The sequence below is a fragment of the Paraburkholderia sp. genome (assembly GCF_049581445.1).
GTDB lineage: Bacteria > Pseudomonadota > Gammaproteobacteria > Burkholderiales > Burkholderiaceae > Paraburkholderia.
This window is the reverse complement of record NZ_JBAURZ010000315.1, coordinates 1-14,203: the sequence shown is the minus strand read 5'-3', so window position 1 is coordinate 14,203 and position 14,203 is coordinate 1. Positions and strand designations below refer to the sequence as shown.

Below are 14,203 nucleotides of genomic sequence, written 5' to 3'. Positions count from 1 at the left end.
ACATGAGCGCCACATCCATTACGATCCATTTTGTCCTGAACGGCGAACGAGTCAGCGCTGAAATCGAGCCGCATCACACGATCCTCGAAGTGTTGCGGCAGCGTTTCGCACTGTACGGCGCCCGCGAGAGCTGCGGTCAGGGGTTGTGCGGCTGCTGCACGGTGCTGGTGAATGGCGAGAGCGTCTCCGGCTGCCTCTTTCTTGCGGCCATGGCCGACGGCGGCGAGGTCGTCACCGTCGAACATCTCGATTCCGATGGGCAACTCGATCCGGTGCAGCAGGCGTTTATCGAATGCGGAGCGTTTCAGTGTGGTTTCTGTACGTCGGGCTTCATTCTGATGAGCCGCCAGTTGCTGGACCGCAATCCCGATCCCAGCGAAGCGGAAATTCGCCACTACCTGTCCGGCAACCTGTGTCGTTGCGCAGCGTATCCGGAAATTATCGAGGCAGTAAAACTGGCTGCGCAGATGCGCAAACAGACACTCGCGTAAAGGCGGCGTGTCCCATGCAGTATCTGGCGCGAAAGCGGCATAACAAGAATGAAGGAGACTGTCGATGCAACAACCTGTAGAGCGTCCTGGCGGCGGTGCACCTGAAGTGCGCGCGGTGTCTGGCCAGGCGCCGCACCGTGCCGAACCGGGCGTCGTCTGGTACCGGTCCATCAACAGGCAACAATGGAGCGCGCTGCTCGCCTCCAATCTCGGCTGGTTTTTCGATGGCTATGAAACCTATGCGCTCATCCTGACGGTGGGCGGCGCGCTTAGCCAGTTGCTCGATCCGGCCATGCATGCGCAAATTCCGTTCTATGCAGGTCTGGTAATCGCGTTGACTCTGCTGGGATGGGGTCTCGGCGGTCTGATCGGCGGGGTGCTGACCGACTATATCGGCCGCAAGCGCATGATGATGGTAGCTATTCTCGCGTACTCGCTGACCACTGGCCTGAGCGCCTTCTCGTGGAACTGGGAGTCATTTGCTGCGCTGCGCTTCATCGTCGGTCTGGCGATGGGTTCGGAATGGGCGACGGGCACCGCGATGACGGCCGAAATCTGGCCAGACCGTCACCGCGGCAAGGGAGCGGGCCTGATGCAATGCGGCCTCGGCACGGGCTTTTTCATCGCCTCGCTCGTCTGGCTTTTCATGAGTGGCGTGGGCCAACACGCATGGCGCTACATGTATCTGATCGGCGTTCTGCCTGGTCTGGCCACGCTGTGGATGCGTGCAGGAATTCCGGAATCCGAACAATGGCAACGCGTCGACAAGGATCGCCGCGAGACGCTGGCCCGCAAGCGTTCAGGTGTCGCGCTCGACGAACACGAACAGGCGCTCACGCGCTTTACGCTGGTCGACCTGTTCGCAGTACCCGAGCTGCGCCGGCGCACCGTGATCGCCGTGCTAATGTCGCTCAGCACGACGCTCGGCTGGTGGGGCATTTCTACCTGGGTGCCGCCTTACATCGGTTCGGTTGCGTTGCACGCGGGACTGTCCGCGTCTAGATGGGCCAGCTTTGCGGGTATGGCGTATAACGCCGGAGCGATCGCCGGCTATATCGGTCTCGGCTTTCTGGCCGACGCATACGGCCGCAAGCGCGTCACGTTCCTGTTCTTCGCCATGGCCTTCCTGCTGACGCCGGTTCTCTTCATGTGGACCCATGACATCGGGCTGTTGCTCGCGGTAGCGTGTGTGACGGGGTTTTTCAGTCTCGGTCAGTACACGTGGATGCCCACCTGGCTACCCGAGCTGTATCCGACACGCATCCGGGGAACCGCGATCGCATTCTGTTTCAATGTACCGCGCTTTCTCGCATGGTCTGGTCCGCTCGTTGCCGGCACGCTCATTTCGCGCTTCGGCGGATACGGACATGCGGCGGTCACGGTCGGATTCATTTATCTCGTCGGCCTGGTGCTGGCGCCGTTCCTGCCGGAAACACGCGGCAAACCCCTGCCGGAGAATGTCTAAACGATGAACTTCATTTTCACTCCCGATGCGCCGGCGCCCGGCGGCCATTACTCACAGGCTGTCCAGGCCGGCGGCTTTACGTTCGTGTCCGGGATGCTGCCGGGTCCCGGCGTGTCTGCAGACGGCCCTGACAATTTCGAGCGTGAGGTGTTCGCCACACTGCAACATTGCGAGCGCGTGCTACGCGCCGCGGGCTGTGCGCTTACCGACGTGGTCCAATGCACGGCGTACATCGTGGGCATTGAGAACTGGCCGCACTTTAACCGCCTGTACGCAGCGTACTTCGGCGAGCACCGGCCCGCGCGCGCCGTCGTGCCGGTCCCTGAACTGCATCACGGCTTTCTCGTCGAGTTGCAGATGGTTGCCCACACCGGCACGTGAAGTCGGGCGAGGGCGCGGTGCGGGATCGGATGGGCAGGAGATAAAAGATGGATAGCGTCGACCTTTCGGTACTTGAGCACAGCATCGACTGGCTGCGGGCCGGACGGCGAGTGGTGCTCGCCACTGTGACCCGTACGTGGGGATCGAGCCCGCGGCCAGTCGGCTCGACCCTCGTATTGCGCGATGATGGTTTGGTGTGCGGGTCGGTGTCGGGCGGCTGCATCGAGGACGACCTGATCGAGCGGACGCGGCAGGGGCTGTTCAGGAGCGACCGTCCGGAGGCGGTCACCTACGGCGTGACCGCGGACGAGGCGCGTCGTTTCGGTTTGCCCTGCGGCGGCGGCATGCAGTTGGTGCTCGAACCGCTATCCGGCTCGTCGGCCCTCGCCGATCTGGCCAGGCGGGTAAGCGGCGGCGAACTGATTGCACGCGAACTGGATCTTGTCAGCGGACGAACGCGTTTGCGGCGCGCATTGGCTGACGAACAGTTGCGCTTTGACGGCAAGACGCTCGTGACCATCCATGGACCGCGCTATCGCCTGTTGCTGATCGGCGCGGGAGACCTGTCGCGTTTTCTGGCCGCGATCGCCAGCGGTCTGGGTTACCAGGTGACGGTGTGCGATCCGCGCGACGCTTACTTTGAAGAATGGAATCTGCCCGGCGTGACAATCGTGCATACGATGCCGGACGACACTGTGCAGGATATGCGGCTTGATGCGCACAGCGCAGTGGTCGCACTCACGCACGACCCGAAGCTCGACGATCTGGCGCTCATGGACGCCTTGAAGACCGATGCCTTCTATGTGGCGGCAATCGGCTCACGCGCGAACAGCGACAAACGGCGCGAGCGCCTCAAGCTGTTCGATGTGAACGATACGCAGCTTGCACGCTTGCGCGGGCCGGCAGGCGTTTTTATCGGCAGCAGGACGCCGCCGGAAATCGCGGTATCGATCGCCGCTGAAATGACTGCAGCGCGCAATGGCGTGATGCTGCCGGCGGCGCTCGGCGTCGAACAGGCGAAAGACGCAGCGGATGAGAGCCAGGTGTGTCCAGTGCTTGCCGAACCTGCCTGACCCGGCATAACGAGTCAAGGTTGCCGTGGATGGTACGGTACGGCGAAGTTCGCGTGGCTACTTGTCTTGCCCGTGCGCGGCGGTCCACCACTCGCGGCGCAGGGTGTCACGCAGAATCTTGCCGCGCGCGCTTCGCGGCAGTGCTTCGACGATATAAATATGCTTGGGGAGCTTCTCACGCGGCAGAAGCGTGCGGCAATGCATCAGAAGTTCGGCGGCTTCGAGCTTTACGCCCGGATGCGGCACGATGAAGCAGACGGGTTCCTGTCCGTAGATCGGGTCCGGCACACCGAGCGCGGCAGCGTCCTTTACCAGGGGATGCGTGAACACTACATCCTCGATTTCCCGTGGCACGATCTTCACTCCGCCGCGGATGATGAGATCGTCCATGCGGCCGGACACCCGTATGAAGCCTTCGGAGTCTTGCGTGCCCATGTCGCGTGTATGCAGTGCGGCACCGCGGATCGCGTCCAGCGTGCCATCCGCCCGCCGCACGCCGAGTGCGAGCTTCGGCCCGCTCACGACCACTTGACCCTCCTGCTCCGGCGGGCATGGTGCACCGTTCACGTCCACTATCTGAAACTCGATATGGGCTGCAGGATATCCGACCGTGCCGAGCTTGCGGCGATGCGCGCGGTTGCCGCACATCCAGCCGGCTTCGGACGAGCCGTACAGGTTGATCACGTGGATGCCGTATCTTTCCTCGAAGCGGCTCCACTGCACCAGCGACAGCGGTGCGGTGCTGCACGTCATCACACGCAGCGACGCAAGGCTCGCGCTATTGAAATCGACGGGAGCCTCCAGCAACAGGTTCAAGACGGTCGGCACGCCTGCACAAACCGTGACGCGGTGCCGGTCTAGCCAGCCGGCAAACTGGCTGCGCGAGAACCGGCGCGCGACGCACAGCGTCGAGCCAATCTGCAGAAACGGCATCAAACTAAGGATCTGGGCGGAGTACCAGTCGAACGAGCGATATTCGAGGGCGCGGTCGTTGGGCTCGAGGCCGAGCAGATCGATGCTGTCGAGCCCGTTGAGCCAATAGCAGGCGTGATCGTAGACCACGACCTTCGGCATGCCCGTAGTGCCCGACGTGCAGCACATCGACGCTACGTCGCCTATTGAGCCACTATCAGCCAGGGGCTCTGGACTGCGGGCCTCGTCGGCATCGAAGCGCACCACGTCGGCGGCTTCTTGCCGGCCATTAGCGGGCCATGAGCCATACCGCACGAGCTTCGCATTCGTTGGGGGAAGCGTGGTTGCGTCGGCTTGCGTGGATAATAGGATCAGCGATGCATCGAGCACCTTCAGGGTATGCGTCGCGGCGGCTGGCGCGATGAAGGCAATGTCGAGCGGACAAGCCACGGCGCCGATGCGCCAGATGCCGAGCCATAGCAGCAGCTTTTCCAACCCCTCGCTGCCTGCGAGTACGATGCGCGATCCCTTGCGCGCGCCGTGCCGCTGCAACTGTCTGGCCACGCCATCGACGAGGCTGACCAGTTCGCCGAAACGAATCGTGAGGTCGCGTTCAACGTCGATGAGGGCCGCCTTGTCTGGTGTGCGGCGACGATGCTCATCGAGCAGTGCGCCGACGCTGCGGAAGCGCGAATCCACTAATGCGCTACGGCTGACGCGCATGAGCCTGCCGGTTGGTCAAGGGACGTCACAGAGGGCGCTGCTTGCCCTGCACCGGTATCGATGCCGCTTGTGTCGCCGCCGAGCGTACCGAGCGCCCATTCGCGGAACAGCTCGACCTTTTTCAGTTTCGCCTTGTCGATCCGCGACGCGACGTAATAGGCCGAATTGGACGGGACGCGCACCTTGAATGGCTCGACGAGCCGACCGCTTGCGAGATCGGCATCGATGAGCGGAGTGCGTCCGATCACCAGGCCCACGCCATGGACTGCGGCAGCAAGCGATGTCAATTGCAGGTGAAACACGGCTTCGCCGGCAAATTCGACCGGCTCGTGAACCGCTGCTTCGAGCCATGCGGGCCAGTCGTCCTGATACATCGAGTAGAAATACGTGCGAATCTGCCGGAAGCGCGAGAGCCCTTCGGCGATCGACGCAAATTCGCCGGCCTCCTGCAGCACGGATGGCGCGCATACCGGAAAAAATTCCTCGCCGTGCAGGCGGTCCGCCCGGACCGATGCCCAGCGTCCGGAGCCGTAGCGAATCGCTACGTCGTAGCTGTTGCGTTCGAACTCGTCGAAAGTCGCACTCGTTGCGACATGCACGGTGATATCTGGGTACGCGCGCTGGAAATCCGGCAGTGCGGGAATCAGGCATTGCACCGCATAGGTGGGCAAGCAGGTTACGGTCAGCACCGTGTTCGACTTTTTCTTCCGCGCCTGGGCCGTGGCGCGCGACAGCAGGTTAATTGCCTCATGCACGGATTGCAGATATTCCCGTGCCGCTGGCGTGAGGGCCAGCAAGTTGCGCCGCCGCGTGAACAGTTTGATGCCGAGCCGCTCCTCAAGCGTCTTGATCTGGTGACTGATAGCGGTTTGAGTGAGTTCGAGCTCCTGGGCGGCGCGTGTAAAGCTGAGGTGCCGCGATGCAGCCTCGAAAGCGAGCAGGCTTTGCAAGGAGGGAATGTACGGTCTCATTCGGCATCCGAAAACGGGCGGAGTGGTTAGGTGACTGATTGTAGTCGTCTTTTTTAGGGCGCGTCAGGGCGTCGGCATGCCGTGCCAAAGGAAAGAGCAGCGGAGCCGCGCATCGTCGAAGACGCGATGATCGGCGCTCCGCCTGCTGGGCGGAAATGAAACTTTCTCATGTGGAACATGAGAAAACTTAGTTTGCGCGGGAGTAAAGCGCTCATGCACTCTTCACCCCTATCGATTTCCACACCGCAGTGACTCCCCATGGTCAAGGTAAAAGTAAACAACCCTATCGTCGAAATGGAAGGCGACGAAATGGCGCGCATCTTGTGGCAATGGGTTCGCGACCAGTTGATCCTGCCATTTGTCGACGTGCAATTGAAGCAGTTCGACCTGTCAATCCAGAACCGCGAGCATACCGACGACCGCGTTACCCTCGACGCCGCGAATGCAGCGAAGGAGTATGGCGTTTCGCTGAAATGCTCGACCATTACCCCGGATCGCGCGCGCCAGCAGGAGTTCGGGCTGACGCGCCTCTATGCGTCGCCGAACGGCACGATCCGCAATGTGCTCGACGGCACGATCTTCCGTGAGCCCGTGATTTGCCCGAACGTGCCGCGGCTGGTGCCGCATTGGTCGAAGCCGGTCATCGTCGCACGCCACGCGTTTGGCGAGCAGTATCGGGCACAGGAACTCGTCGTGCCCGGTCCCGGCCTCGTTAAGCTCGTGTATGAGCCGGCCGACGGCGCCGCGCCGATGACCCACACGCTGCACGAATTCCGAGGCGCTGGAGTGGCGCTTGGCCTCTTCAATGTGGACGACTCGATCCGCGGCTTTGCGCGAGCGTGTTTCAACGTTGGTTTGCAGCGCGGCTACCCGGTCTATTTCTCGCACAAAGGCACCGTGCTCAAGCAATACGACGGCCGGTTCAAGGAGATATTCAACGAAGTGTTCAGCGAGTTTTCCGAGGCGTATGCGCAGGCGGCCCTCGTCTATGAGCCGCGTCTGATCGACGATATGGTCGCATTCAGTCTGAAGTCTTCTGGCGGTTATCTGTGGGCCTGCAAAAACTACGATGGCGATGTGCAGTCGGACTACATGGCCCAGGGATACGGGTCGGCAGGGCTGATGACCTCACTGCTGATGTCGCCCGACGGATGTTGCGTTGAAACGGAAACCGCACACGGCACCGCGGTACGTCATTACCGGCAACACCAGCGCGGTGAGCCGACGTCGACGAATCCGCTTGCCACCATCTTTGCCTGGACGCGAGCGCTGTGGCATAGGGGCCGGCTCGACGGTACCCCCGATGTGATGAATTTTGCAGTCGTGCTCGAGCGGACCTGCGTCGATCTGATCGAGGCGGGCACGATGACGCGCGATCTGGCGTCATTGATTGGCGTGGCCCATCCGTCAGTGAGCGCGGAGGCATTCGTGCGGCACGCGGCGGCGAACCTGAAATCCCGGCTGATCTGATGCGTCACAGCGAACGTGCCGACAGCGGCCCCAGACTCGACACGATGGCTCGCGTGGAGAACTATCTTGATTAGCGACGTGGTTGACAATCCGTTCCTCAAAACGCTGGGCGTTGAGCGCACCGCGTGGCGTGAGGGCTACGCCGAATTCCGGGTTCAGGTAAAGCCGGGGCTGCTGAACCGACAGGAAGTGTTGCAGGGCGGCGTGATTGCCACGCTGCTCGATGCCGCGTGCGGCTATTCCGGCCTATATAGCGCCGAGCGAGATCGGCCGATCCATGGCGTCACGCTTTCGCTGACGCTGAATTTCCTCGACAAGGGCCTCGGCCATACCGCTACCGCCAAAGGCTTTCTGGAGCGCAAAGGCAGGTCGATTTTTTTCGCCCGGGGCGAAGCGTGGGTAGACGACAGGACACTGATTGCAACGGCCCAAGGGACGTTCAAGTACGCACGCTCGACTACCTGACGCATGTGCGCTAGGTTTCCCGGGCGGGTATGAAAGAAACTCATCTCGCGTATGAAAGAGCATCGTTTGCGGGCAATTTTCCGGTGCGTCATTGTTCTGAATCGACGCGTGGCACGCACCAACGTAGCTAACCAGCCGTCTCGATACCACTTCTGCAGCATGGAAGGAAAGGACGTGGTCCGGGCGAGATGGCACCCAACTCACGGCTCAACCGCAGCGCCGATGTCGCCCCTGGCGAGCAAGCCGCGCGTTGTCCGTAGCAAAAGGAGACCAGCATGGAATTGACGGGCGAACAGATCTTGCAGTTGCCGCGTGAGCGCGTATGGGAAGCGCTGAATGATCCAGAAATACTGCGTGTCTGCGTGCCGGGATGCGAGTCGCTGGAGCGTGTTGAAGAGAACCACTACAAGGTGGTGATGGCGGTGGCGGTCGGTCCTGTCAAGGCACGCTTTAACGGCAAGCTGACATTGACGGATCTGCAGGCTCCCGAGTCGTATTCGTTGACTTTCGAAGGTTCCGGCGGCGCGGCCGGGTTTGGCAAGGGAGGCGCGTATGTGAATCTCCTGGCCGAGGGCGACGGTACACGGCTAGTTTATCGTGCGCACGCTCAGGTGGGTGGCCGACTCGCGCAGGTAGGGGCGCGTTTGATCGATGGCGTCGCGAGAAAGATGGCAGAAGATTTCTTCCGTCATTTCACCGTGGCGATTACGGGACCGGCTGACGCGCAACCCGACCTGGCGTCAATGGACCCGTCCGTGGAGACGCGGCCGCGCACGGAGCCAGCGCGGCCCGTTGCAAAGGGGACCGCGAGCGGCCGTCGCATATGGCATGTTGCAATCGGACTGGTCGTGGTGATTGCCGCCTTCGCGGCCTACCGGATGCATTGATCGGCCGGATCGTGGAAGTTGAGGTGTCTTGCGAAGCGTTTCGAGACCTTCCAGCGCCGCGCGATAAGTACATCGCCAACCTACGGACGGGCGACAGATTAGAGCAATAAATTAGGTTAACGAAATAAAAAATACCCATCTGGCCATGCACACGAACATGCCAGCACGCCGACACCCAATCCGAATCTAATAACGAGGAGACCAACTAAATGAGAAAAACGCTTCTGGCACTTCTGCTTGCGACTTTGAATACCGGGGCTCATGCTCAAAGCAGTGTGACGTTGTACGGTAGCATCGATGAAGGCATCACCTTCGACACCAACGCGCAAGGTAGCCGGACTGCCACGGTGGGTCCGGTTGCTGTTCCAGACTTCTACGGTATTCGCGGGACGGAGGACCTCGGCAATCAGTTGAGCGCCGTCTTTGCCCTGCAAAACGGCTTTAAATCCAACACTGGCCAGGGGACGATTGCCGGAGATGCATTCAGTCAGTTCGCGTGGGTAGGGCTATCGAGTCCTCGTTACGGGACGCTCACGCTTGGTCGCCAACTTGATCTGGCGACCGATGCGCTGCGGGTCAATTCGAACGGTAGCTTGCAATACAATTTTTATCTCTTTCATCCCGCCAATCTCGACAATCTGGGCATCACCGGCGACTCGATCAACAACTCGGTGAAATACACGACGCCGACGATTGACGGGTTCAACGCGAGCGGCATTTACGGCTTCGACGATTCAAGTACACAGCCCGGCAGGGTCTACAGCGCGGATCTTGTCTATTCCCGGGGGCCGTTCCGCGCATCCGCGGTGTATAGCAGTTGGCGAAACCATGTGATCAATCTCATCTCGGGTCTGGGCGAAAAGAGCTTCCTTGGCGAATCATTTGCCAACGGGGCACTCTTTACCGCGCAACGTCAGGACATCGCGGGTCTTTCCGCGTTATACAAGGCGACGGACAAGCTCCAGGTCCATGGCGTGGTCACGCAGGTAAACCTCGCGACCGCGGCCGACTCCGTGCGAATGCGCACGGTCGAACTGGGTGCTGACTACAACACCAACTTCGCGAATACCTTGACGATGGGTGGATATGTATCGTGGCTCGGGGACACACGGTATGACGAAGTGGGCGTAGGAGACGTGTATTCGCTTTCCAAGCGCACGATCATCTACGCCCAAGTTACATATCAGCATGCGGACGGCGTGGGCAATGCGGCGATGCCGCTTCTGGCGGCCGCGAACGGGCCGAACCAGACTGCGTTTCGCGTGGGTGTGCACCATTTCTTTTGAGGCTACCGGTTTGCGCCCGCCCGCATGGCGCGTGCTGGCGCACCGGTTTGGCGACGACGACATCGAACCCAATCACCGCCCGCCAGATAAGTCACAGGAGCAAGTATGCTGAACAAGGGCATCACGATAAAAGCACGGATCGGCCTGACGATGGCGTTTCTTGCAGCGCTGCTGGTGGTCACCAGTGTTCTCGGTCTGCTCGGCATGAGTCGCTCAAACGCCGCCTATAACGAGACGTTGACCACTCAGATGCCAAGCGCCGTCGCCATCGCCAACGCCGAGATTTTCGCGGCGCACGAACGTTTCGCGCTCGATCAGGGAGCCATCCTGAGCGGGACCCCAGACGTGGCCGCCGTGCTTGAACGCGCACACGCGATGCGCGCCACGTCGGACATGTGGTGGAGGAAGTATCTCGATCTTCCGCGCAGCACGGACGAAGATCGGCTCGCGCAGGACGTCGTGGGCAAACGCGATGCGTTGCATCGGTCGATGGATGCGTTCGCGGCCAGCGTCCTGGCGAACGACAAACCGAAACTCGGAGACGGCGTGAGACAGGTGCAAGCCGCCTATAGCGATATGGCGGCGGCCGACGACGGGTTGCGCAAGTTTCAGTTTACCGGCGCCCACGAGGGGTACCGCGCGGCGCAAAGCACCTTCGGAGCATTCCGCTTCGTTAGCATCGGTGAGCTCGTGTTGGGACTGGCAGCGGCGCTGTTCTCGTATGTGACGCTGCGCCGGGCGATTACCCAACCGCTGGCCGATGCGCTTGAACATTTTGACGCGATCGCGGCGGGTGATCTGTGCCGCCCCGTTGAGGTGCGCTCGCGTGACGAAATGGGCTTCCTGCTCTCGGGTATCGCAAAGATGCAGCGTAGCCTGACCGAAACGGTTCGTTCCGTGCGCGTCGGCAGCGAATCGATTGCGACGGCCACGCGCCAGATCGCCGCGGGTAACCTCGATCTGTCTTCCCGCACGGAGGAGCAGGCGTCGGCCTTGCAGGAAACCGCATCGAGCATGGAACAGTTGACCGAAACCGTTAAGCACAACGCCGAAAGCGCTCGCCAGGCAAGCTCGCTGGCCGCGAATGCGTCGGAGATCGCCAACCGCGGCAGCGCGGTGGTCGGGCAGGTGGTCGGGACGATGGGCGACATCAATCAGAGCTCCGCGAAGATCGCCGATATCATAACGATCATCGAGGGGATTGCCTTCCAGACCAACATTCTGGCGCTCAATGCCGCGGTCGAAGCGGCACGCGCCGGCGAAGAGGGCCGCGGCTTCGCGGTGGTGGCGGCAGAGGTGCGGAGTCTCGCGCAGCGCTCGTCGGCGGCGGCCAAGGAAATCAAGGTATTGATCGATACCTCAGTGGAGCGGGTGCAGTCCGGCTCGGCGCTGGTCGACCAGGCGGGTCGCACGATGGCGGAGATCATTAGTTCGGTGCAGCGTGTCACCGGCATCATGGGCGAGATCGCCGCAGCCTCCGAGGAGCAGAGCAACGGTATCGACCAGGTGGCGCGCGCGGTCTCGCAGATGGACGAAGTGACGCAGCAGAACGCGGCGCTGGTGGAAGAGGCGGCTGCAGCGGCTCAATCGCTCGAAGACCAGGCCGACAAGCTGCAGACCGCCGTGGCGGTGTTCCAGCTTGAAGAAGGAGCCCTCAACATGCCGTAGGAGGGGCAATCACCGGTGTTCTCCTACCCATGGCGGGCCAGACGCGGATCGCGTTTGGCCCGCGCACGGACGCGCCCGCCCGATCGAGGGGGGTGAAACGTATGTTCACGCATCCGCTAGTACCCAGATGCCGGCTCACCTGGCGCAACCAGAAGAAATGTGAACCGGGCGACTACGGGTTGATCGTTGGCGCTATCGGCTTCGTGAGCCCTGCGACGACGAAAACGCAGTCGCGACGGGGCCAAACCGCATCTCTGCATAAGGTTCGATGCGCGCTGCCGATACCGGCTTGCCAATGAAGTATCCCTGCACGGCATCGCACCCGAGCTCCTTGACGAGGACGAGTTGTGTTTCGGTCTCGATGCCTTCCGCGACCGTTCGCATGCCCAGCGCCCGCGCGAGCGCCACCATCGCTTCGACCATAACGCGTGCCTGGCGACAGGTCTCCTTAACAGTGAGTTCCTGCACGAACGACTTGTCGATCTTGAGGCGATCGACAGGTAGCCGTATGAGGTATGCGAGGCTGGAGTAGCCGGTGCCGAAATCGTCGAGCGAGACGGTCACGCCGAGCCTTCGCACAGCCGAAAGCGCGCGCGACGCGGCAGCGAAGTCGCTCATGACAGCAGTCTCCGTCACCTCGATGTCGAGTACGGAAGCGCATACGCCGGACGCCTCGGCCGCCTCGGAAACGAGTGCGGCGAGATCGCAGTTTTGGATCGTCGTGGCCGAGAGATTGACGGCGACCTTGAACGGCATTCGGTTCGTCGCTTGCCATTGCGCCGCCTGGCGGAACGCGAGCCGAATTAGCCATTCGCCCGTCGCCTCGTAGGCCGGCGATTCAAGCAGCACGTCGAGGAAGTCGGCCGGCGCGAGCAACCCCAGTTGCGGATGGTTCCATCGCAGAAGCGCCTCGGCTCCGTAGACGCGACCAGTATGCAGGTCCAGTTGTGGCTGGTAGTACAGTTCGAACTGGCGCGCGGCGCTCGCGCTCTCCAGATCTGCGCGTAGCCGCAGGCGATGCGAGAGGCGCTGCGCATCCTCCTTGCCAAATGACCACACATGCGAACCGCCCGCGCGCTTTGCATAATACATCGCGGTGTCCGCGTTACGCAGCAGCTCGTCCGCATTCGATGCCAACATGGGGTAGCGTGCCACACCGATGCTCGCGCCCACCGGGGCCCGCACGCACGGCGTCTGAATTGGCTCGCGCATGCGTACGGTGATGTCGTGCGCGACGCGCGCGGCCTCGCCCTCGGGCGCGTCGACGAGGAAAATTACGAATTCGTCACCGCCGATGCGCGAAACATGGGCGCCTTCGGTAAACGTTTCCGAAAGACGCTCGCCGATGACACGCAGCACTTCATCGCCCGCTGCGTGGCCAAATGAATCGTTGATATCCTTGAAGCGGTCAAGGTCGATGAAGAGTAGATCGACTGAAGCGGCCGCGCCTTCGTCGATGAGGCGGTTCAGGCGCAGCAGCAGTTCCCGCCGGTTGATGAGGCCGGTCAGTTCATCATGCGTGGCTTGGCGCGACAAGCGTTCGGAGATCGCGCGCGCTTCGGTGACATCGCGAACCAGCACGATGACGCCGTCGTCGCATGGAAACGCCCGCACTTCGAACCAGGTAGCGAGCGGCGCGTAGAAATCGGTCGCGGTGCTGGGCATACCTGTCTCGGCCGCCTGCCGATAGGCCGTTTCGTAGGTTGACCCGATGAGGTCTGGGTATTCGGCCCAGATCTCGCGACCCAGTAGGTCCTCGGATCGACGTTTCAGCAGCCGCGCAGCGGTGCGGTTGATGTTTCGAAACTTCCACTCGCGATCGAGCGACATTACCCCGTCCGTGATGTGGTCGAGCAATTGAAAATCTTCCACGCGTTTGTCTCCCTTGACGGACCGGGCCGCGGTCCCGCCCTATGTCTGAAACCGCCAATATTGCGTATCGTAGAGGGATAGAAAGTGTTTGTGAACTGAAAAGCTTCGGCGAGAGGGCGCCGCCCAGTGCTGCACAACGCGGTCAGTGCAACGCTGCGCCGTTCTGGGTAGGGCTGCGATGCGGCGTGCGCGCACGCGCTCAGTGCATATTCACGGGCGGCGCGTGCGGAGGCCCGTGCGACTGCTGTAGTCGTACGGAGACGAGCTCCGGCGCAGTCGAATGGCGCTTGATGGGCGTTAGCAGTCTTAAGCGTTATCATCCATTTCGACCATGTTGCACCGTTGCATTGGAAACTCCAAAAGGCAGCCCCATCCGGCGCGAGAGCGATGATCCTCTAGGTGCGCTTTTTCAGTCGGAAACCCATCTGGCCATGGACTGCCAACGACAGCGATCGGCGCCTGGTTTCAGATTCCCAAGATGGTGAACTGTCGCCCCACAAAATCAATGTGCGCGAACATGGCCTGCTGCGCCGCGTCCG

Annotated in this window: 12 protein-coding genes; 9 read left to right on the top strand and 3 right to left on the bottom strand. The window is 61.6% G+C overall.

All coding sequences use genetic code 11. From position 1 onward, the window contains the following. The first annotated feature begins 2 nt into the window (after positions 1 to 2). From WCA85_RS26285 to WCA85_RS26270, 4 genes are all read left to right on the top strand, one after another. Positions 3 to 491 carry a (2Fe-2S)-binding protein gene (locus tag WCA85_RS26285; RefSeq protein ID WP_424067791.1) on the top strand — a complete coding sequence of 163 codons (489 nt, stop codon included), beginning with the start codon at positions 3 to 5 and terminating at the stop codon, positions 489 to 491. Positions 492 to 555: 64 nt separating this feature from the next. Then, positions 556 to 1,956 (top strand): MFS transporter, encoded by a 1,401-nt coding sequence (locus tag WCA85_RS26280; protein ID WP_424067790.1) that lies wholly within the window; start codon positions 556 to 558, stop codon positions 1,954 to 1,956. A 3-nt stretch (positions 1,957 to 1,959) separates the two neighbouring features. After that, positions 1,960 to 2,337: a RidA family protein gene (locus tag WCA85_RS26275; RefSeq protein ID WP_424067789.1), complete on the top strand. Its 378-nt coding sequence runs from the start codon at positions 1,960 to 1,962 to the stop codon at positions 2,335 to 2,337. 47 nt (positions 2,338 to 2,384) lie between these two features. Further along, on the top strand, positions 2,385 to 3,410 hold the full coding sequence (locus WCA85_RS26270; protein WP_424067788.1) for an XdhC family protein: 1,026 nt from the start codon (positions 2,385 to 2,387) through the stop codon (positions 3,408 to 3,410). A gap of 57 nt (positions 3,411 to 3,467) precedes the next feature. Here WCA85_RS26270 and WCA85_RS26265 read toward each other — a convergent pair whose 3' ends face one another. Continuing rightward, the gene (locus WCA85_RS26265) at positions 3,468 to 5,045 is read right to left on the bottom strand and encodes a class I adenylate-forming enzyme family protein (protein WP_424067787.1); all 1,578 of its coding nucleotides are present in this window, start codon (positions 5,043 to 5,045) and stop codon (positions 3,468 to 3,470) included. Continuing rightward, positions 5,021 to 6,016, bottom strand: a complete 996-nt coding sequence (locus tag WCA85_RS26260; RefSeq protein WP_424067786.1) for a LysR substrate-binding domain-containing protein — start codon at positions 6,014 to 6,016, stop codon at positions 5,021 to 5,023. The genes WCA85_RS26265 and WCA85_RS26260 overlap by 25 nt, the downstream gene beginning before the upstream one ends. Positions 6,017 to 6,274: 258 nt before the next feature. Between WCA85_RS26260 and WCA85_RS26255 the strand changes: the two genes are divergently transcribed. The 5 genes from WCA85_RS26255 (at position 6,275) to WCA85_RS26235 (ending at position 11,792) form a co-directional block, all read left to right on the top strand. Next, positions 6,275 to 7,486 carry an NADP-dependent isocitrate dehydrogenase gene (locus WCA85_RS26255; RefSeq protein WP_424067785.1) on the top strand — a complete coding sequence of 404 codons (1,212 nt, stop codon included), beginning with the start codon at positions 6,275 to 6,277 and terminating at the stop codon, positions 7,484 to 7,486. Positions 7,487 to 7,555: 69 nt separating this feature from the next. Further along, positions 7,556 to 7,951 (top strand): PaaI family thioesterase, encoded by a 396-nt coding sequence (locus tag WCA85_RS26250; protein WP_424067824.1) that lies wholly within the window; start codon positions 7,556 to 7,558, stop codon positions 7,949 to 7,951. A 275-nt stretch (positions 7,952 to 8,226) separates the two neighbouring features. Further along, complete coding sequence (locus WCA85_RS26245; protein WP_424067784.1) at positions 8,227 to 8,838, top strand: CoxG family protein; 612 nt, start codon at positions 8,227 to 8,229, stop codon at positions 8,836 to 8,838. A gap of 209 nt (positions 8,839 to 9,047) precedes the next feature. Beyond that, positions 9,048 to 10,124, top strand: coding sequence for a porin (locus WCA85_RS26240; protein ID WP_424067783.1), 1,077 nt, complete (start codon positions 9,048 to 9,050; stop codon positions 10,122 to 10,124). Between the two features lie 105 nt (positions 10,125 to 10,229). Further along, positions 10,230 to 11,792 (top strand): methyl-accepting chemotaxis protein, encoded by a 1,563-nt coding sequence (locus WCA85_RS26235; protein WP_424067782.1) that lies wholly within the window; start codon positions 10,230 to 10,232, stop codon positions 11,790 to 11,792. Positions 11,793 to 11,984: 192 nt separating this feature from the next. Here the strand turns inward: WCA85_RS26235 and WCA85_RS26230 are convergent, their stop codons facing one another. Further along, positions 11,985 to 13,664: a putative bifunctional diguanylate cyclase/phosphodiesterase gene (locus tag WCA85_RS26230; RefSeq protein WP_424067781.1), complete on the bottom strand. Its 1,680-nt coding sequence runs from the start codon at positions 13,662 to 13,664 to the stop codon at positions 11,985 to 11,987. Between the last annotated feature and the right edge of the window lie 539 nt (positions 13,665 to 14,203).